The sequence below is a fragment of the Sinobaca sp. SA16-1 genome, assembly GCF_059510515.1.
Genome location: NZ_JCAKFL010000001.1, coordinates 666,244 through 686,067, shown reverse-complemented (window position 1 = coordinate 686,067; position 19,824 = coordinate 666,244). Strand labels below are relative to the sequence as shown.

Genomic DNA, 19,824 nt, shown 5'->3' with positions numbered 1-19,824 from the left:
GAAATAATGAAAGCGTTATCTTTCCGGAAGATACGGTAAAACGGCATTAATTATTAAAACAGAGTAAATACCGCTTCTTTCTCAGACAGGCTTTTTATGTGAGCTACCCGGTCAGGAGAGTCAGAGAGCTTTGATATTTCTTCGAACAGCCTTTTTACTTTCCCGCCTTCCTGTAGATCAGCCGCCAAAAGCAGAACGATGGCGGTGGAAGAACCGTTCCAGTCGATCGGTTCCGGAAAAATCCCAACGGCGATGGAAGGAACTTTGATACAGGAAGGGTCTCCATGGGGGATGGCAATGCCGCCACCGATAAACGTTGACGACCTGCGCTCCCGTTCAATAGTACTTTCTACAAAAGAAGGCGTCACTTTCTCGGTTTCGTCGAGAAATTCCGCTAAGTATGTAATGACTTTGATCGGATCCCGCTCCCTGGGAAAATGGATATGGTCTGGAGTGGAAATCAGCTCCTGCAGGATGTTCTGGCTTTTTTCTTTTAACCTATGCATCATTCTTCGTATCTGCTGCTGCTCCTCTTCTTTTAAAAAAGGAGAGACTACAACGACCGGTATATCTGTTCGTTGAAGCGGGACAGTGGAAATGATCATGTCGATCCTCGTTTTATCGAATTGTTCGGCTTCTTTTACGGCGACGCAGTCTTCTGTTTGAAGGGAGTGGAACTTTCTTTCCAGTTTTGTCTGCAGGAGACGGGACATGCCGATCCCCATAGGACAGGCAAGCAGGACCCGCATATAGTCGGCTGAAGCTTTTTTGGAGCGCTCCAGAGAAACCTGAAAGTGAATAGTCAAATAGGCTACTTCTTCAAGCGGCCATTCTTTCGCTGGTTCTAAATCGGCAAGCGCTTCTATAATCATTTCGAACAAATAAGGGTACATTATTCTTATTTCGGAAGCCATCGGGTTATGGTGGCTGAACTGATGGTCGATTCTGGCTGTGCTGCTGTGAAGGTGGGCTGCTGTATCACGGAAAAGACTGCTGTCTTTGTTGTAGGGGTGGCCGGTGACAGCAGTTACCGCTTCAATTAAACGATGAGTAAAACGTATCGTTTCCGGATCTACCTGAAGCTGTTCAAAAACATTGGAGTGTTCTTCAGAAGAGGTTTCCAACCTGGCGCTGCGAAGATGAATAGATAGATAATACACTTCGGCCGCGGGCCAGGCCATTTGAAAGTAGGCCTCCAGCTCTTTAGCAAGCCGGGCCGCTTTTTTTCCTTCTATTCTGTTCAAATCGAGCGAATCTGACGGATAGGCAACGCCGCGTTTCCACATGAGTCGTTTCACAGCAAGCAGTACATGAATGATTAACGTTTCCCGGGATAGTGAAGTATAGGAAAAAGAAAAATGGTGTTCGAGTCCTTTAATCATTTTGTTTACTGCTTCCCAGTCAAAAGGGGAGAACCATTCTTTTACAGGCTGGTTTTTTCCTAAAGAGCGGCGGACCAGCTCCGCAATGGCCGCCCTGCGTCCTGTTTCCGGACCCGTTATGGACACGCCGACGTTCGGCTTGAGCTGGACAGAAAGATGGTAGTTCTGCAGATATTTGCTGCATTCTTTTAATAATTCCTTTATCGCAGATTGGCTTTCATACATTTCTTCACCAAGCTGCTTAAGGGTCCATTCCTTTTTCGTATCGAGCAGCAGGCGCAGAAGAAGGAAAATCTGATCTTCCCGGGAAGCGGGCTGTTCCTTTTTTTCCATAGAAAAAAGCAGGTGTTTGATTCGGGGCTGGTTTTCCTCGGAAGGAATAAAGCGTATGCCCCGGCTCGGCCTGCGGATCAGGCTTCCCCACTGATGAGCTTCAATATACTGGTGAATGGCCTTTAGCTCTGTGCGGACTGTTTTTTCGGAGCATCCGATAAGATCAGCAACGCTTTGAATCGATACGTAACTCTGCTGATTGTACAAATATGCAGTGATTTTCCGCTGCCGGCCTGTCATGGTTTTCTTCACCTTCTTATTTAATGGTATGGAAAAAAACCGTCTTTACCGTTCAAGACAGTTTTTTTATGAAAAGGAGGGCTTTATATCGTATCGCCGGGTTTGAGTACAGGAGCATTTGCTTCAACTGTCTCAGGATATTTAATGCCCATGCCGGTATTTAAGCACAAAACAGAGTCATTAGGCTTGATCCAGCGATCTTCCCTCAGTTCCCGAACTGCTGCGAACAGGGCGGCCCCTTCCGGGCAGATAAAGGTACCCTCGGTCCGGGTCACATGGCGCTGTTCTTTTAAAATACGGGGATCATCGATAGCAACAGCACAGCCGTCCGTCTCATAAATAGCCTCCAATACGAGAAAGTCTCCAAGTGCTTTTGGTACATTAATACCAAAAGCCGCGGTCTTGGATTCGGGCCAGAACTCAGAAGACGTTTTGCCCTGCTTATACGCCTCGACAATAGGGGCGCATTCTTCTGCCTGCACGGCTACGAGTCTCGGCATTTTTGAAGACAATATCCAGCCAAGCTCCATCAGCTCTTTAAAGGCTTTATAAATCCCAATTAAGCCGACGCCGCCTCCGGTTGGGTATAAAATCACATCAGGCAGCTTCCACTGCAGTTGTTCTGCAATTTCAAAGCCCATCGTTTTTTTGCCTTCGATCCGGTACGGTTCTTTAAGCGTAGAGACGTCAAACCAGCCGTATTTTTCTACGGATCGGGCGACAATTTGGCCGGCGTCACTGATCAGTCCGTTTACTAAATGAAGATCTGCCCCGGCGGCAGCACATTCTTTTCTCGTAACGATGGGTGCATCAACCGGCATGACGATGTGGGAAGCAATAGAAGCTCTTGCGGCGTAAAGCGCCCAGGCAGCCCCTGCATTACCATTTGTAGGCATCGCAATCTCTTTGATGCCGAGTTCCTTTGCTTTGGATACTCCGACTGCGGCTCCGCGGGACTTAAAGGAGCCGGTTGGGGTTAATCCTTCATCTTTCATAGCCAAGTGCTTAACATCCAATTCTTTTGCCAATTTCGTCATTGGAAGAATAGGGGTCATTCCTTCTCCCAGAGAAACAATATTTTCTTCTTTTTTTACTGGGAGCAGCTCATGGTAGCGCCATAAAGTGGGAGCCCGATCTCTCAGGCTTGCTTTCTGGTACTGCACATTGAGCGAATCGAGGTCATAGGCTGTAAGAAGCGGAGAGCCGCAGACACAAAGGTTTTGAGGTTCATCAATAGAATAAGTGTTGCTGCATTTAGGACAGTATAAGTGGGAAACATAGCTATAGGCTGGCAAAAGAATCCTCCTTTAATGGCAAATGTAGGTAAGTATAGTTTAACATGAAAACGCTCTTTAACGTTTCACGTGAAACGTATTCGTTTTATAAAAACAATAAACGGGGTACATACACTATAATGATGTAGAAAAAAACAACAAGAGACGGATAGAAGTTAACTAAAAAGAGGTGGTCAAAAAAATGGGAAAAGTAAAAGAGTCGAAAAAAGAACACAATTTTTCTTTTGTGATGATGGAAGAAGCAAAAGTGACGGATATATTGAAGCAGAAAGCAGAAAACAGCAGCGACCCGGTTTTATGTGTGGATGAAAAAGGAAAGCCTGTGGGCTGGGTTAACGAACAAAAACTATACAGCTATCTGGAAAAAGAAAAAGGCCTGGATAAAAAAATAAAAAAAGGCTGGCTGGAAGAAGCGTATACCGTTCAGGAAGACGAAACGTCAGCTCTGCAGGCAGAACACCTGCCGGCTGTCGTGGTTAACAAAAAAGGACAGGCCCGCCGTATTATTACGACGGCCGCCTGGTTTGAAGCGGAATATGGCAATTTGATTCAGCAGCGGAACGTAGCCCAGGTTATTCTGGAAAGTGCCTATGAAGGCATCGCTGTTGTGGATAAGGAAGGCCGCCTGAAACAAATGAACCAGGCGTACCGAAGCTTTCTTGGCATCGACCCGGATGAAGACGTTTCCGGCCGGCCGGCAGAAGATATTATTGAAAATACGCGGCTGCATGAAGTAGTGCGTACAGGCATACCGGAAAAGGGCGAAATTCAAATGATTCAAGGCCAAAAAATGGTCGTACACCGCCTTCCGATCTGGGAGGACGGCGAAATAGCCGGTGCGGTCGGCATGCTTATTTTTGAAGGAGTCAGTGAACTGTACCGGATTCTCGGAAACGCGGCCGACATGAATGTGGAAGCACCGTTTGAGAGCGAAGACGGACAGACGAGAGGGCAGTCGCATCTTCATCGGTTTGAAGATATTATAGGAGAAAGCCGTGCGATCAAAGAAAGCAAAAGCATTGCCCGCAAATCCGCCCGAACCAATGCGACTGTATTAATTACCGGAGAAAGCGGCACGGGAAAAGAACTGTTCGCCCAGGCGATTCATTTGACGAGCGGCAGAAAAGGCGGTTTTATCAGCGTGAACTGCGCAGCTATTCCGGAGCATCTGCTGGAATCAGAACTTTTTGGCTACGAAGAAGGAGCATTTACAGGTGCTAAAAAAGAAGGCCACGTCGGTAAATTTGAAGCCGCCCACAACGGAACGCTGTTCTTGGATGAAATTGGCAACATGTCCCTGCCGATGCAGGCAAAAATTCTGCGGGTACTGGAAGAACGGGCTGTCACAAAAGTAGGAGGCCTGGCACAGATTCCTTTGAATGTAAAAGTAATCGCCGCTACTAACGCGAATCTGGAGAAGCGGGTAAAAGAAGGTACGTTCCGGGAAGACTTATACTACCGCCTGCATGTAATTCCTGTTGATGTAGCGCCTCTCCGCCAGCGTCCGAAAGATATTCCGCTGTTGTTCAGCCATTACATGCAGCGTTTCAGTAAGGAAAACAATATGGAAGTAAAACAAATGGACCCGGAAGCGCTGGAAGCCTTTATGGCTTATAACTGGCCTGGAAATATCCGCGAACTGATGAACGTTACCGAACAGCTTGTGACGCTCGTGGATGGAAAAAATATTTCCCTCAAAGACCTTCCAGCTATTGTCAGCTCTAAACTGAGCGGAGAAGCCGGCGATACAGAAGATAATCATTCCTTAAAATCCGAGCAGCACAAGCAGGAAAAGCAGGTTATTATTCAGGCGCTCGAAAAGCACGAAGGCAACAAATCAAAAGCTGCCCAGGACCTGGGTATTCACCGCACGACCTTGTACAAGAAGATTAAAGATTTCCAAATAGAAGAAAAAGTGTAGGATAAACGAGAAAAGTGTAGACTGATATCTACACTTTTTTCGTTATGATTTATGCAATAATGTAAGCGTTTTAAAAAAAGAAAAGCTCCAGGCCCTGGCTGGAAGGGGAAAAAGGATTTTTCGTTCGTTTTGGCACGATCTTTGCAATGGTATAGGGCAGAACGAAGGGAGGACTAAAAATGAAAGTAAGTACGATGAATTTTCCTGAAAGAATTGTGTACGGTCCCGGAAGCCTGAGTAACATAGGGGAAGAAGCGAAAAAAGAAGGAAGCCGGGTATTGATTGTAAGCGATAACATGATGAAGAAACTCGGTTATCTGGAAACGTGTGAAAAGGCTCTTCAAGAGAGCGGCCTTCATACTGCAGCTTTTCTGGATATTGAAACAGAACCCACTGACAAGTACGTAGAAAAAGCCCTCGAAATGGTCAAGGAGGAGAACGCAGATGTAATTGTTGCCCTCGGCGGCGGCAGCTGCATCGATACCGCAAAAGCAGTAGCGGTGCTGGCTGTTAATGAAGGCGCTATCAAAGACTATATGAACAATAAAAAAACGGCAGCACATAAAGGTCTTCCGTTGATCGCTGTTCCCACGACTGCGGGCACAGGATCGGAAGCAACAGATGTGACGGTCATTACTAATACGACAGACGGCGTGAAAATGATGATTAAGCAGCCGGCCTTTATGCCAAAAGCTGCGATTATTGATTCCGAGTTGTCGATGAGCTCGCCGAAATCAATTAAAGCAGCAACCGGCATGGATGCGCTGACCCACTCTATAGAGGCGTACATTTCCAAAAAAGCGCACGTGTTCTCTGATCAGCTGGCGCTTTCTTCAGCCAAACTGATTATGCATAACATTCTTCAAAGCTATGAGGATAAAGACGATACGCATGCCGCAGAGCAGATGGCGCTCGGAGCGATGCAGGGAGGCATGGCTTTCTCAAACGCCTCTGTATGCCTTGTACATGGCATGTCCAGGCCGATAGGCGCTATGTTCCATGTGCCGCACGGTATTTCCAATGCGATGCTGCTTCCTGTCATTTTGGAGTACAGCAGTGAATCCTGCCAATCCAGGCTGAGTGAACTGGCAGCATTTATTTATCCGGAATGGGCAGGTCTTCCGCAAGAGGAAGCCGCCGACCGATTCGTCAAAAAAGTGCTGGAATTATGCCAAAAGCTGGAGATTCCGAACATGAAAGGCTGGGGCATTGAAGAAGGAGCGTATAACGAGGTGCTTAAAAAGATGGCCGCTGATGCTCTGGAAAGCGGAAGTCCCGGCAACAATCCGATTGTTCCTTCAGAAAAAGACATTATTGCTTTATATGAAAAAGCCTACGTGTACGAATATACTAATTAAGAGGAGCGAATAATATGACAGTACAAACAGCAAGAACATTGAAAAATTTTATCGGAGGCGAATGGACAGAATCTACTTCCGGCCAAACGGAAATCGTCCCAAACCCAGCTACGGAAGAGGAACTGGCTCATGTGCCACTTTCTTCTAAAGCAGAAGTCGACCAGGCAGTAGCGTCAGCGCAAAAAGCATTTCAAACGTGGAAGAAAACACCGGTACCAAGAAGAGCACGTATTCTGTTTAAATACCAGCAGCTGCTGATGGATAATTATGACGAACTGGCTGAAATCATCACGCTTGAAAATGGAAAATGCTACAACGATGCTTATGGAGAAGTGCAGCGTGGAATTGAATGCGTCGAATTTGCTGCCGGCGCCCCAACACTTATGATGGGAGATTCGCTGCCGGACATTGCGACGAATATTGAATCAAGCATGTACCGGTATCCGGTCGGAGTAGTTGGCGGCATTACACCGTTTAACTTTCCAATGATGGTCCCATGCTGGATGTTCCCGCTGGCCATTGCCTGCGGAAATACGTTTGTACTAAAACCATCCGAGCGTACCCCAATGCTTGCAGAAAAACTGGTTGAACTCTTTGCCGAAGCCGGACTGCCGGACGGCGTGCTTAATATTGTACACGGAGCCCATGACGTCGTAAACGGCCTGTTGGAGCATGAAGACGTATCCGCAATTAGTTTCGTAGGGTCCCAGCCTGTAGCCGAGTACATTTATAAAACGGCAGCTCAGCACGGGAAAAGAGTACAGGCACTGGCAGGAGCAAAAAACCACGCGATCGTATTAGCAGACTGCGACATGGATAAAACGATTCAGGGTATCATCGGCGGAGCCTTCGGCAGTGCCGGACAACGCTGCATGGCAACATCGGTTGTTGTCGTTACCGAAGACATTGCCGACACATTCCTGGAGAATCTGAAAGACGCGGCAGATCAGCTTGTGCTGGGTGACGGCATGGACCAGCAGGTAAACCTCGGTCCGGTTATCCGCCAATCCCACCTCGATAAAGTACACTCCTTTATTGAAAGTGGACAGGGAGAAGGCGCTTCGTTGTACCGGGATGGAAGAGAAGATGCGAAAGGAATGGACAAAGGTTATTTTCTGGGAGCCACTGTGTTCGATCAAGTAACCACTTCTATGGATATTTGGAAAAAAGAAATATTCGCACCGGTATTATCCATCGTGCGCGTAAAGGATCTCACCGAAGCAATTGAAGTTACCAACCAGTCCGATTTCGGCAACGGTGCCGTGCTGTATACTTCAAGCGGACATGCGACCCGCCAGTTCCGGGAGGATATTGAAGTAGGTATGCTCGGTGTTAACGTTAACGTACCGGCTCCGATGGCATTCTTTCCATTTTCCGGCTGGAAAAATTCGTTCTACGGCGACCTGCATGCGAATGGAAAAGACGGCGTGGAGTTTTATACAAGACGTAAAATGCTTACATCCAGATGGTAGGAAGTCGTTTTAAGAAACGATAAAAGGGTTATAAAGAGGTAGAGTAACTTCATAACGGGAGGTTTTACCGATGCCCTGGAACATGAACGACTACCCCTCATCCTTAAAAAATCTGGAAAAGCCGGTGCGCAAAAAGGCTATTGATATTGCCAACGCCATGCTCGATGAAGGCTATGATGAAGGAAAAGCGATTCCTATTGCCACCAAGCAGGCGGAAAAATGGTACAATGGCGCAGATAAACAGGAAATAGAGGAGTACATGGAGAACGAACGGGTCACACCCGGGGCTGGCAGTGAACACGGCAGCCGACCGGAACTTATGGAGAAGGCCGAGCTGGTGGAAGCCCACGAAAACGGCTGGGCCGTTCGTTCGAAAGACGCAAAAAAGCCTGCAGCGGTGTACGATAATAAGAACGATGCAGTGAAACGAGCGAAAGAAATCGCTGAAAAACAGAGAACAGAAGCTGTGATTTATAAAAAAGATGGCAGCATTGAAACACGTTATTCCTATTAGAATATTGAACTGCCAGGCCTTTTCTGCGATTGCAGGAAAGGCCTTTTTTATAGATGATCAAATTAGTCTATATTGAATATTTTGTTCGTTATAAAGATCAAATAGTTATATATTAGGAGTATTTAAGAGAGAAAGAGAGAAAAGAGGGGGATAAATCCGAAATTTAGCCTACAGTGGAATTTACGTTTCTGCTTGTTCGTTATATGATACAAAAAGTAAATCATATAACGAATATTAGGGGTGAGCGGATTGAAACGACGTAAAAACGAACCGAAAAAATTTATCTTTCTAGAAGAATCAGGAAAAAGGTGGAAGGTATCCAAGTACACTTTCCTGTTATCTATTATAGCACTGGCTGTTATAGCGGGAGTGATGCTCCGCGCCCTGGTGGAGGCACCAAACATGGCCGGAGTGGATGTCAGCACCCATAATATTGAACCTATTTTAACTCCGTTTGCTCAAGGAGAAGATGCTGCATCAACCGATACAGAGAAGACCGGCCAATTGGAATTAACGGCCGGACAGAAATCACAGAAAACAGATGTATTTGCTTTTTATCAGCAGGATTTTCATGGAGAAGCACAGCACAAGCTTTCCCTGGAGCGAAACATTGATGCGGTTGATACACTCGTACCTGACTGGTTTACATTAACGAAAGATTTTACTATCGAAAAAAATGCCGATACCGAAGTAGATGCTTCCGCAAGGGAAGCAGGAGTGAAAATCCTTCCCGATATTTCCTTAACCTATGAAGGCACAGAGGAAACAATGGATGAGCTTATGGATGATCCCAAAAAACAAACCCAAGTGATCAACGAATTGTATGACATGGTACAGGACGGCGGATACGATGGGATTCATATGAATCTTACATACATCGAATACGAAGACGCCCGGAAATTTGAAGATTTTTCTAAAAAGCTGTATACTACTTTTCATGATTCGGGTCTCACCGTAGCGCTGAATACTCGTGTGGAAGATGATACATTTGACACGGAAGTATTAGCAGACTATGCGGATCATCTGGTTGTCCAGGCGTATGACGAGAATAATGAGAACAGCAAGTCCGGTTCTCCCATCGCTTCCTTTGAATGGACGAAAGACTTATTTGAGCAGTATGACGGGCCGGAAGAAAAACTGGTGCTGTCGCTTGCCAACTTCGGCTATAATTGGAACGTGTCACAGGATACCTCTGCAAAAACAATGAGTTTTCCGGAAATCATGCAGCAGGCCAGCAACCAAAATCTGGAGGTTCAGTGGGACGAAAAAAATTTTACTCCCTATGTTCGTTATAAAGAAGGAGACAACGAACACCTCATCAGCTTTTTGGACGCAACGACCTTTTATAATCAAATGATGATTGCCAAATCCAATAATGTTCATTCCATCGGCGTATGGAATATCGGATCGGAAGACTCATCGATCTGGAGCTTGTTCGAAAACGGAGCAGATCCTGAAGCGATCGCAGAAATTCCTAATATTGTTCCAATTACCGATGGCGGCGCAGGCGATGTGTTTCAAGTAACCACCGACGAACAGGACGGGGAGCGGAGGCTGGAAGTAACGAACGATGTGATCACAGGACAGGAGTATCTGGAATACTCGACGCCTTATCATATCGAACGATATGGGCAGTCAGAGAAGAAAATCGCGATTTCTTTCGATGATGGACCGGACCCAAAGTACACTGGACAGATTCTGGATATTTTAAGTGAGCATGAAGCACCGGCTACTTTCTTCGTCCTCGGCCAGAACGCTTCGAGCTACCCGGAGTTTGTGGAAAGAATTTATAGAGAAGGCCATGAAATTGGAAATCATACGTACAGTCATAAAGATATTCAAAAAAGTTCAACCAGGGAATTTGATTTTGAATTAAATTCCACTCAGCGCATTATTCAGGGAATTACAGGCCGCTCTACTGTATTGTTCCGTCCGCCTTTCTTGTCTACAAACGATGAAGGAAGCAATGTACCGGCAAAAGAGACAATGGAGAAAATTTCACATGCGCAGGATCTGGACTACATGCTGATGGGATCTCTTATCGACCCCAGAGACTGGGAAGGAGAGAAGACGAGCGATCAAATTGTAAAAGAAGTAACAGAGCGGGCGGAAGATGGCAATATTATTCTTCTCCACGATGCGGGGGGGGACCGGACGCCAACGATTGAAGCTCTGCCAAAGATTATTGAATGGCTGGAAGAAGAAGGCTATGAGATTGTACCGTCTGCTGAATTAATCGGCATGTCCAGAGATGAAGTTATGCCGGAAGTATCCGAAACAGAAGCCGCGATCAGCCCATTTTTCAGCCGTGGTTCGATTACCGTCTCCAGTATCACCCAGGGCGTGACCTACTTTATTTATGGGCTGATAGCGGTTGGTGTACTGCGCCTGATCGTCCTGATTTATTTCAGCTGGAAACAGAAACGCAGAAAAAGAGAATTCGATGACTCATACCAGCCTTTAGTGAGTGTGCTGATCGCAGCGTATAATGAAGAAACCGTTATTGCGAAAACAATTCGTTCTATCTTGAAAAGCCGCTATCCTAACTTAGACATCGTTGTCGTAGATGATGGATCCAAAGACGGCACAAGCAGAGTAATGGAAGAGGAGTTTGGCAGTTATTCCAACGTGCGCTTAATTAAAAAGCCAAACGGAGGCAAGTCCTCTGCGCTGAACCTTGGCTTTAAAGAGGTGCATGGAGAAATTACTGTTACTCTGGATGCAGATACGACGATTGATGAACACACGATCACAAATCTTATCCGGCACTTCTCGGATGACCGAGTAGGGGCGGTGTCAGGCAACGTAAAGATTGGCAACCGGAAAAACCTGCTGACGTGGTGGCAGCATATTGAATATGTTACCGGATTTAATCTGGAAAAACGGGCATTCGATGAATTGGAATGTATCACTGTTGTTCCCGGCGCCGTCGGGGCCTGGAGAAACACAGCCCTGCAGGAAGTAAAATATTTTGAAGAAGATACGCTTGCCGAAGATACAGATATTACATTGAAGCTGCTGCGCAAAGGATACTTGATTAAAAGTGAAGTAGACGCTGTCGCTTACACAGAAGCACCGGAAGATGTGAGAAGCTTTGTAAAGCAGCGCTACCGCTGGACGTACGGCATTCTTCAATGTTTCTGGAAGCATAAACGTGCCATGATAGACGGGAAAAACAAGAAGCTGACCTTTATTGCAGCACCAAATATGCTGTTTCAGTATGTATTGATTGCTTCTGCACCGCTTATCGACTTGATTCTTCTATTGGGACTGGCATCCGGTTCGATGCGCGTACTGTATTTTTATGCCGGGTTCTTACTGGTGGATACACTTGTTTCGGTGTACGCCTTTAAACTGGAAAATGAAAGCAAAAAACCATTGGTTACCGTGTTTATTCAACGCCTGGTATATAGACAATTTTTCACATATGTTGTCTGGAAATCCTTTGTATTCGCCATCCGTGGAGGAGTAATGGGATGGAACAAACTGAAACGCACAGGTAATGTGAACTCAGTATCCACCATACAGCCAAAGCGTGGAGCTTAATGAGAATGGGTGAAGATGTGATGATACAAAAAGTAAAAAAAGTATGCATGCTCACAGTTGTATCTGCGCTCAGCCTGTTTATCCTTGCCTGCGAGAGAGCCCAGGAGGAGCCGCTGATTAAACCGGATCATATGCCGGAAGAGCAGATCGACCAGGATATTCTCGACGCGTACAGCGATTGGACAGACACGTATGTGAGAACCGCTTCAGGCGGAGAAGAAACGATGTATTATGTGGCGTATGACGAAATGGGCAATACCGTATCGGAAGCCCACGGCTACGGAATGTTGATTACCGCAGAGATGGCGGCCTACTCCGATGAGACGAAAGCGTATTTTGACGGCATGTATCATTATTTTAAACATTATCCTTCCGCCAATAACAGCGCCTTTATGGCCTGGAAGCAGCGGGATCAGGGAGACGGCACCATGATTAACGACAATGGAGAAATTACCGGATCCGCAACCGATGGGGATATGGATATCGCCTACGCTCTTCTGCTCGCTGATGAAGCATGGGGGAGCAGCGGCGCGATTAATTACCGGGAAGAAGCGATTACGATCATTAATGAACTGATGGAAGACGTAATACATGAAGATCTGCATCTTCCGCTTCTCGGCGATTGGGTACGCGGCAATGATCCTGTTTACAGTGATTCCACGAGAACGTCCGATTGGATGGGCGGGCATGCTGCAGCTTTTGCGGAAGCTGCTGAAGACAATAGGTGGAAAGACGTGGAAAAAGCAATTGTGGACACGACAGAAGACGTGCAGAACGAGTACAGCCCGGATACGGGCCTCCTGCCCGATTTCCTCGTGTATGAAGAAGGACAGTGGAGACCGGCGCCGCCCGAATTTCTGGAACGAGACAGCGATGGGGATTATTCCTACAATGCAGCAAGAGTTCCATGGAGAATGGCGGAAGCGTATCAGAAAACCGAAAATAGAAAAGTAAGGGAACAGCTGCAGCGGATAAACGAATGGGCGGCAGCCTATGCTGATGGAAACCCCTCAGCTCTTCAGGCGGGATATACATTAGAAGGAGAGGCACTGGCGGATCATGCGGATATGGTATACACCGCACCGCTTGCCGCCGGCGCTTCTGTCGATGAGTCGAAACAGGGATGGTTGAATCAGCTGTGGGATAAAATGACGATAGAATATGGAGACTCGGACCGGAACTATTACAATGACAGTGTACGGCTGCTATCTATGCTGACTGTGGATCATAAAATTAAATAAAGAAGAAGGAATGCCTTATGATTGGAATTGGAAACCGAATCCAACATTATCGAAAGAAAAACGAGCTGACGATTACCGCCCTGGCCGAATATTCCGGCTTATCGAGATCTTATTTAAGCAATCTGGAAAAAAATAAAGTAGTAAATCCATCCATCAATGTGCTGAAGAAAATAGCCGACGTCTTTAATATTGATGTACTCTATCTGCTTCATGAAGAAGCCTGGAAAGATAAAAGCACATGCGACTAAAAAAGCAGCGCCCTGGGGTGCTGCTTTTTTATTGAATAAGGTTTTTTAAGAAGCCTGACAAAGAAAACGCTGTGGTTGATGCCGGAAGGAAAAGGGTATTGAATAACGTTACCGTTCTGCTGTATTCACAGCGCTTTATTGATAGCTGCTCATAGACTATATATGGAGGTTTTTTATTAAATGATAAAAGCAAATGCAAGAGGCGTATCCGGCCCAAAAGATTCGTTTCAGCCAATAACGGTGGAGCGCCGGGATCTTGATTCCCATGACGTTCTGATTGAAATTAAATATGCAGGAATCTGCCACTCGGATATTCACTGTGCGCACAGCGATTGGAAAGAAGAAACATATCCGGTTATACCGGGACACGAAATTGCCGGAATTGTGGTGGAAACAGGAGCAGATGCAACGAAATACAACGCCGGCGACCGCGTAGGAATCGGCTGTATGGTGGATTCCTGCGGAGAATGTGAGAACTGTACAAAGGGTGAAGAACAGTTCTGCCTGAAGGGATGCACAATGACGTATGCGGACGTGGATAAGTACGGAGAGCGTACATATGGAGGCTATTCAACTCATATTGTCGTACCGGAAGATTTTGTACTGCACATTCCGGAAGGCATAGAACTGGATATTGCCGCTCCGCTTCTCTGCGCCGGTATTACCACCTATTCTCCGTTGAGCCGCTGGGGATCAGGTCCCGGCAGAAAAGTAGCAGTGATCGGCCTTGGCGGACTCGGTCATATGGGAGTAAAAATTGCCAGTGCGATGGGAGCAGAGGTCACTGTACTCTCCCAGACCATGAATAAAAAAGAAGACGGACTGCGTATGGGGGCAGATCACTACTACGCTACCAGCGATGCAAAAACATTTAACACGCTGGCCGGTTCGTTTGATCTGATTATTAATACAGTCAGCGCCAAAATTGATATAGATGCATTTCTCTCACTATTAACAGTGGATGGAGCGCTTGTAAACGTAGGAGCTCCTTCTGAACCATTGTCACTCAACGTCTTTTCCCTGCTTGGCGGACGCCGCTCGTTCGCCGGCTCTATGATCGGCGGAATTCCGGAAACACAGGAAATGCTCGATTTCTGTGCCAAGCACGGTATTGGTTCGGACATTGAAGTGATTTCGGCTGATCAAATTGATGAGGCGTATGAAAGAGTACTGGCTTCAGATGTGCGGTACCGATTTGTTATTGATGTGAGCACGATGGGAGCGTAAATCGAACCTTATACGTAAAAACCACTGTTTCCCTTTTTGGAAACGGTGGTTTTTGTTATATGTTGCTGCATGTTAATCCATTAAATGGTGATCGGCCGGCAGCCAGCCGTGTTTTTTCATGTGCTGCAGGTACTCTTCTATTGGTATGTCCTGAAGTTCAATCATAAGTGGTGTTAAAGAGACCCAGCATTCGTTCGTTGAATAATCCAGCGTAACTTTCACGACTTCATAGCCATTGTGAAACTTCGGGTGGAACCCGTTATCACTGATAACATCTCCCTGTACAGGACGAGTAGACGATGAATAGGTTTTGGTCATTACTTCCCCTGGGTGGGTTTCATGAGCGGAATGGATAAAAGCAATAAAGTGAATATTCACTGGCTGTTCCTCCTTTCTCTATAATGCGGGACATAAATAGAAATGAGCAGGTACAATAGGGATACAACGTGAGGTACGTAATTTTGTTCTTTCTGCTAGTATAGCAGAGGAAAGGCAGGGAAAAACATGTCGGCAAAGCTGGAAGTGATTGTACAGAATGCAGAAGAGGCAGAACAGGCCGAGACATATGGAGCGGGACGGGTGGAACTGGTCAGTGCGATAAAAGAAGGCGGGCTGACCCCGAGCTTTGGCGCGATTCAACAGGTGGTTAAACGTACAACGCTTCCCGTAGCAGCCATGCTGCGTCCCCACAGCTATTCGTTTCAGTACTCACCAAATGACCTGGCAGTAATCACGGAAGATCTTCATCTAATGAAAGAGTCCGGGGTGTCAGGAATTGTATTTGGCTGCTTAACGGCAGACGCCAGGTTGGATCATGCTGTGCTGAACCAAGTGATCCGTGAAGCCGGTCCGATGGAAATCACCTTTCACCGGGCATTTGATGAGCTGAAAGATGTAGAGGAAGGGTACCGCGAAATCGCTCGTTATTTTCCCGCTGTTACACGAATTTTGACTTCTGGAGGACAGGCGACAGCCGTTTCCAACGATGCTGTAGAAACACTCGTGCGGCTGATCTCCCTCCAGCAGGAGCTGCAGGGTCCTGCTATTATGCCGGGTGCAGGCATTACTACAGCAAATATCGAAAAGCTTCACCAACAGCTCGGAGCAGAAGCATACCACGTGGGCTCCGGCGCACGGGTTGACAGCGACTATGCGAGACCACTTCATGAAGCAAACATAGAGAAGTTTCTCGCCTTATTAATGTAATAGATCAAACTACCATAATATATGAAAGACCCCTGGTATTGTGGGCACCAGGGGTTAAATAATTTTCTGTTTTATCATTCCATTAAAAAACATAGAGGTAAGTAAAAATCATGCATATCAGCTGATTTTATCACTCTGCAATATTTCTTTTTGGCTTTTGCGGAGAGAGTGGTTCATACCCCAATCATGCATGGCATCGAGAATAGGCTCCAGGCTTCTGCCATATTCAGTGATGGAGTATTCTACCTTTGGGGGAATCTGTGAATAGACTTTTCGTTCGATAATGTCTTCTTTTTCCAGTTCGCGCAGCTGTTTGGTCAGCATTTTCTGGGTAATATCAGGCAGGTTTTTTTTCAGTTCGCCGTGGCGCTTAGTGCCTTCCTGCAGGAGATGAAGAAGAATAATAGGTTTCCATTTTCCCACAATAATCTCAAGCGCATTATCCACCCGGCAGTTTTCCGGTTTTTTTTCCATCAGTTATTCCTCCTTGGTATGTTTTTTTATACTATGGCACTTTAAAGTACGTACTTACTAATGTGCTGTGTGTTAATTATAATAGCATTAGACAACATAAATAGAAAGGCGGCAGTTACATTCATGGAACAATATCGCATTCATCCGGAAAATGGATTGGAATTTGGCATTTATACATTGGGAGATCACCTTCCCGACCCACACACGGGGCAGAGAATATCAGCGCAGGAACGGATTCATGAATTAATTGAATACGCAACGCTTGCTGAACAGGCGGGGCTCGATTTCTTCAGCGTCGGGGAAAGCCATCAGGAATACTTCGCAACCCAGGCGCATGCGGTCGTTCTTTCTGCCATCGCCCAGGCGACAAATAAAATAAAAATCGGCAGCTCTTCGACGATAATCAGCACGTCCGACCCAGTCAGGGTATACGAGAATTTCGCGACAGTGGATCTGATTTCCAAAGGACGTACCGAGATTGTAGCAGGCCGCGCTTCCCGAATCGGCCTGTTTGATCTGCTTGGTTATAATGTCCAGGACTATGAAGCATTGTATGAAGAAAAATTTGATCTGCTCCGCCAGATTAATGAACAGGAAAACGTTAACTGGGAAGGAGAATTCCGGGCCTCTCTAAAAAATGCCAAAGTGCTGCCCCGTCCAGTGGGCGGGACGCTTCCGATCTGGCGGGCCGTTGGCGGAACGCCGGCCAGTGCGATGAAAGCAGGCTATGCCGGGGTGCCGATGTTTATGGCCCATTTAGGGGGCTCATCGGACCGTTTTAAACAAACCATTGATGCCTACAGGGATGCAGCCCGGGCAGGCGGGCACGATCCGGCACAGCTTCCGGTAGCGACAGCCGGTTTTTTCTATGCAGCTGAAACGACACAGCAGGCGCTGAAAGACTTGTATCCGCATATTAACGAAGGCATGAAACGCACGAACGGCGGAGGTTTTCCAAAGCAGCTGTTTGCCCAGGGGGCAGAGCCGCATAATATTATGAACACCGGAAGCCCACAGGAGATCATCGAAAAAATCCTGCATCAACATGAAGTATTCGGGCATCAGCGCTATGTGGCCCAAATTGATTTTGGCGGCATGCCGATGGAGAAAATAAGAAAAAATATTGAACTGATTGGTGATACAATTCTGCCGGCAGTTAAAAAATATACGGCAAAGAAATAAGGAGACTAACATATGAAACTAATTGGATTGTCGGGCTCGCCGGTAGGTTCGAAAACGAGAACAGCTATGAATAAAGCAGTCAAAAAAGTAAATGAAAAGTATCCTGAAATAGAAACATCTATCCTTGATCTGGCGGATTATGATATGCAGTTCAGTGATGGCCGCAACTATCTTGATTATGGCGGAGATACCGGACACGTGACGAAAGAACTGATGGAAGCAGACGCTATTATTATAGGGATGCCTGTCTTTCAGGCCTCCCTGCCGGGAGCACTCAAAAATGTCTTTGATCTTCTGCCGGTGGATGCATTTCGGGATAAAACAGTAGGGATGCTCATAACTGCAGGGTCTCCCAAGCATTATTTAGTCGCAGACCTGCAGCTCAAGCCGATCCTTTCCTATATGAAAGCCCAGATCGTACAGACGTATGTCTTTATTGAAGAAAGGGACTTTCACCAAAAAGAAATTATTAATACGGATGTTTTGGACCGTCTGGACCGTTTAGCGGAAGATACGGTTGTTCTGGCACAGACTTTTGAACAAATAAAAGAAAATCAATATGATTTTTAGTGCACGGGGATGAAAAAAGCCGAATGCGTTCGGCTTTTTTATATTGGTTTTTGTATAAATAAAAAATAGTAATATAATAAAAAGGAGGAATTTGTAATGGAAGCGGTTGGTCTATTAATTATAAGAGTAGTAGTTGGTTTATATTTTACGGCTCATGGAGCACAGAAAGCATTTGGATGGTTCGGAGGCGGCGGCCCTGAAGGGACCGGGGCATTTTTTGAACAGATTGGAATCAAACCAGGTAAGCCGATGGCTTTATTAGCCGGACTTGGTGAATTGGTCGGAGGGATATTATTTATATTAGGTCTCTTTACTCCTCTGGCAGCTATTCTCATCATTGTGCCGATGATTGTGGCTATCGTTACCGTCACCCGGAAAAACGGCCTGTTTTCTGATAAGGGCGGCATCGAATACAATGTAGTACTAATCGCCGTTGCGCTTGGAGTCGCCCTAATGGGTCCTGGATCTGTGTCGTTGGATGCTTTAGCGTTTTTATAATATGCACAAGGAAAGCCTTCAAGTGAGGATGTCTCTTCGACGGCTCTTTTATTATTGATTTTTCTGTAAATCCACAATCTTTTACGTTATTAACGTCAGAAATCATATCGCACTCACACTTAAAGACCAAACTCCCATCCTGCGCGAGCATCATTTTTGTTAAAAGAGAGGAAGTGCCAAATAGCAGACAGCTGTTCTTTTCCTTATAAAAATAAATGTATTTATTTCGTAAACGGTAATATAATAAAAACATAGTCTGACGTTTATAAGGAGGTGTTTAATTTAGAGACGCATATAAAGCGGAAATAGATTAAGCTGAAAAAGCAGATTTAGAAGCTCAGCATTTGTGCCATGCGTGTCATTTTAAACATCTAAACTAAACTTTTCTGGGAGGGTATTTATATGGCAAAAACGGTTTGGTCCATCGATCCTGTCCACAGCGAAATTGGTTTTTCAGTAAAACACATGATGATATCCAAGGTGAAAGGTACATTTGAAAAGTTTGATTCCACGATAAAGCTGGACCCGGAAAATTTGGAGGATGCTGAAGTGGAAATGGAAATTGAGGCTGCCAGCGTGAATACCCGCGAAGAGAAACGGGATAATCATCTGCGTTCATCAGACTTCTTTGATGTCGAAAATCATCCGAAGCTTACATTTACGGCTAAAAACTTTAAAAAGAAAAGTGATAATCAATACGAGGTTACCGGTGATCTTACTATTCGGGGAACAACAAAAGAAATTACGGTCGATACGACATTCGAAGGACAGAGCAAAGACCCGATGAGTGGAAATATAGTGGCTGGTGTAAATGGCCACACGACAATTAACCGTAAAGAATTCGGTTTAACATGGAACGCCGCAGTGGAAACGGGCGGAGTACTTGTTGGTGAAGACGTAAAAGTGAATATTGAACTGGAACTCCACAAACAAGAAGAAAGTAAATAGATCATGTCATACAAACGCCGTCTTTCTGCTCGCTAAGAGCAGAAAGACGGCGTTTTCGCATTTTTATGTAGATGACTTATGCAGACAAGGAATATTCTGGAGAAAAAAAGAAGTATACAGGATATCTTTTCAATTCAGTTGTCGTAAAAATCAAAGGAGGCAGAAACAA

At 45.8% G+C, this 19,824-nt stretch carries 17 protein-coding genes; 13 read left to right on the top strand and 4 right to left on the bottom strand.

The window, feature by feature from the left end; genetic code table 11:
• Positions 1-53: 53 nt before the first annotated feature.
• Both AC5W2J_RS03345 and AC5W2J_RS03340 read right to left on the bottom strand, forming a co-directional pair.
• Positions 54-1,955 carry a BglG family transcription antiterminator gene (locus tag AC5W2J_RS03345; protein ID WP_496058068.1) on the bottom strand — a complete coding sequence of 634 codons (1,902 nt, stop codon included), beginning with the start codon at positions 1,953-1,955 and terminating at the stop codon, positions 54-56.
• Positions 1,956-2,038: 83 nt separating this feature from the next.
• Entirely contained in the window at positions 2,039-3,250 is a 1,212-nt protein-coding gene (locus tag AC5W2J_RS03340; RefSeq protein ID WP_496058067.1) for a threonine synthase, read from the bottom strand.
• 181 nt (positions 3,251-3,431) lie between these two features.
• Here AC5W2J_RS03340 and AC5W2J_RS03335 point away from each other — a divergent pair, with 181 nt between their 5' ends.
• The 8 genes from AC5W2J_RS03335 to AC5W2J_RS03300 all read left to right on the top strand — a co-directional run bounded on the left by AC5W2J_RS03335 (position 3,432) and on the right by AC5W2J_RS03300 (position 14,777).
• Entirely contained in the window at positions 3,432-5,171 is a 1,740-nt protein-coding gene (locus AC5W2J_RS03335; protein ID WP_496058066.1) for a sigma-54 interaction domain-containing protein, read from the top strand.
• A gap of 179 nt (positions 5,172-5,350) precedes the next feature.
• Complete coding sequence (locus AC5W2J_RS03330; RefSeq protein ID WP_496058065.1) at positions 5,351-6,529, top strand: iron-containing alcohol dehydrogenase; 1,179 nt, start codon at positions 5,351-5,353, stop codon at positions 6,527-6,529.
• A gap of 14 nt (positions 6,530-6,543) precedes the next feature.
• The gene (locus AC5W2J_RS03325; RefSeq protein ID WP_496058064.1) at positions 6,544-8,001 is read left to right on the top strand and encodes a CoA-acylating methylmalonate-semialdehyde dehydrogenase; all 1,458 of its coding nucleotides are present in this window, start codon (positions 6,544-6,546) and stop codon (positions 7,999-8,001) included.
• A 70-nt stretch (positions 8,002-8,071) separates the two neighbouring features.
• Complete coding sequence (locus AC5W2J_RS03320) at positions 8,072-8,515, top strand: DUF2188 domain-containing protein (protein ID WP_496058063.1); 444 nt, start codon at positions 8,072-8,074, stop codon at positions 8,513-8,515.
• 249 nt (positions 8,516-8,764) lie between these two features.
• Entirely contained in the window at positions 8,765-12,061 is a 3,297-nt protein-coding gene (locus tag AC5W2J_RS03315; RefSeq protein WP_496058062.1) for a trifunctional glycoside hydrolase family 18/polysaccharide deacetylase/glycosyltransferase family 2 protein, read from the top strand.
• On the top strand, positions 12,061-13,302 hold the full coding sequence (locus AC5W2J_RS03310) for a family 8 glycosyl hydrolase (RefSeq protein ID WP_496058061.1): 1,242 nt from the start codon (positions 12,061-12,063) through the stop codon (positions 13,300-13,302). The genes AC5W2J_RS03315 and AC5W2J_RS03310 overlap by 1 nt, the downstream gene beginning before the upstream one ends.
• Positions 13,303-13,319: 17 nt before the next feature.
• Positions 13,320-13,550, top strand: a complete 231-nt coding sequence (locus tag AC5W2J_RS03305) for a helix-turn-helix domain-containing protein (protein WP_496058060.1) — start codon at positions 13,320-13,322, stop codon at positions 13,548-13,550.
• Positions 13,551-13,730: 180 nt separating this feature from the next.
• Positions 13,731-14,777 (top strand): NAD(P)-dependent alcohol dehydrogenase, encoded by a 1,047-nt coding sequence (locus AC5W2J_RS03300; protein ID WP_496058059.1) that lies wholly within the window; start codon positions 13,731-13,733, stop codon positions 14,775-14,777.
• Positions 14,778-14,849: 72 nt separating this feature from the next.
• Here the strand turns inward: AC5W2J_RS03300 and AC5W2J_RS03295 are convergent, their stop codons facing one another.
• Positions 14,850-15,155, bottom strand: a complete 306-nt coding sequence (locus AC5W2J_RS03295) for a hypothetical protein (RefSeq protein WP_496058058.1) — start codon at positions 15,153-15,155, stop codon at positions 14,850-14,852.
• 126 nt (positions 15,156-15,281) lie between these two features.
• On the opposite strand from AC5W2J_RS03295, the gene AC5W2J_RS03290 reads away from it, so the two are divergent.
• Positions 15,282-15,983 (top strand): copper homeostasis protein CutC, encoded by a 702-nt coding sequence (locus AC5W2J_RS03290; RefSeq protein WP_496058057.1) that lies wholly within the window; start codon positions 15,282-15,284, stop codon positions 15,981-15,983.
• Between the two features lie 117 nt (positions 15,984-16,100).
• Here the strand turns inward: AC5W2J_RS03290 and AC5W2J_RS03285 are convergent, their stop codons facing one another.
• Positions 16,101-16,457, bottom strand: a complete 357-nt coding sequence (locus AC5W2J_RS03285) for a winged helix-turn-helix transcriptional regulator (protein WP_496058056.1) — start codon at positions 16,455-16,457, stop codon at positions 16,101-16,103.
• Between the two features lie 123 nt (positions 16,458-16,580).
• On the opposite strand from AC5W2J_RS03285, the gene AC5W2J_RS03280 reads away from it, so the two are divergent.
• From AC5W2J_RS03280 to AC5W2J_RS03265, 4 genes are all read left to right on the top strand, one after another.
• Complete coding sequence (locus tag AC5W2J_RS03280) at positions 16,581-17,639, top strand: LLM class flavin-dependent oxidoreductase (RefSeq protein WP_496058055.1); 1,059 nt, start codon at positions 16,581-16,583, stop codon at positions 17,637-17,639.
• Positions 17,640-17,651: 12 nt separating this feature from the next.
• Positions 17,652-18,209, top strand: coding sequence for an NADPH-dependent FMN reductase (locus tag AC5W2J_RS03275; protein ID WP_496058054.1), 558 nt, complete (start codon positions 17,652-17,654; stop codon positions 18,207-18,209).
• A gap of 96 nt (positions 18,210-18,305) precedes the next feature.
• Positions 18,306-18,707, top strand: a complete 402-nt coding sequence (locus AC5W2J_RS03270; RefSeq protein ID WP_496058053.1) for a DoxX family protein — start codon at positions 18,306-18,308, stop codon at positions 18,705-18,707.
• A 402-nt stretch (positions 18,708-19,109) separates the two neighbouring features.
• Positions 19,110-19,655, top strand: coding sequence for a YceI family protein (locus AC5W2J_RS03265; protein ID WP_496058052.1), 546 nt, complete (start codon positions 19,110-19,112; stop codon positions 19,653-19,655).
• The last annotated feature ends 169 nt before the right edge of the window (positions 19,656-19,824 follow it).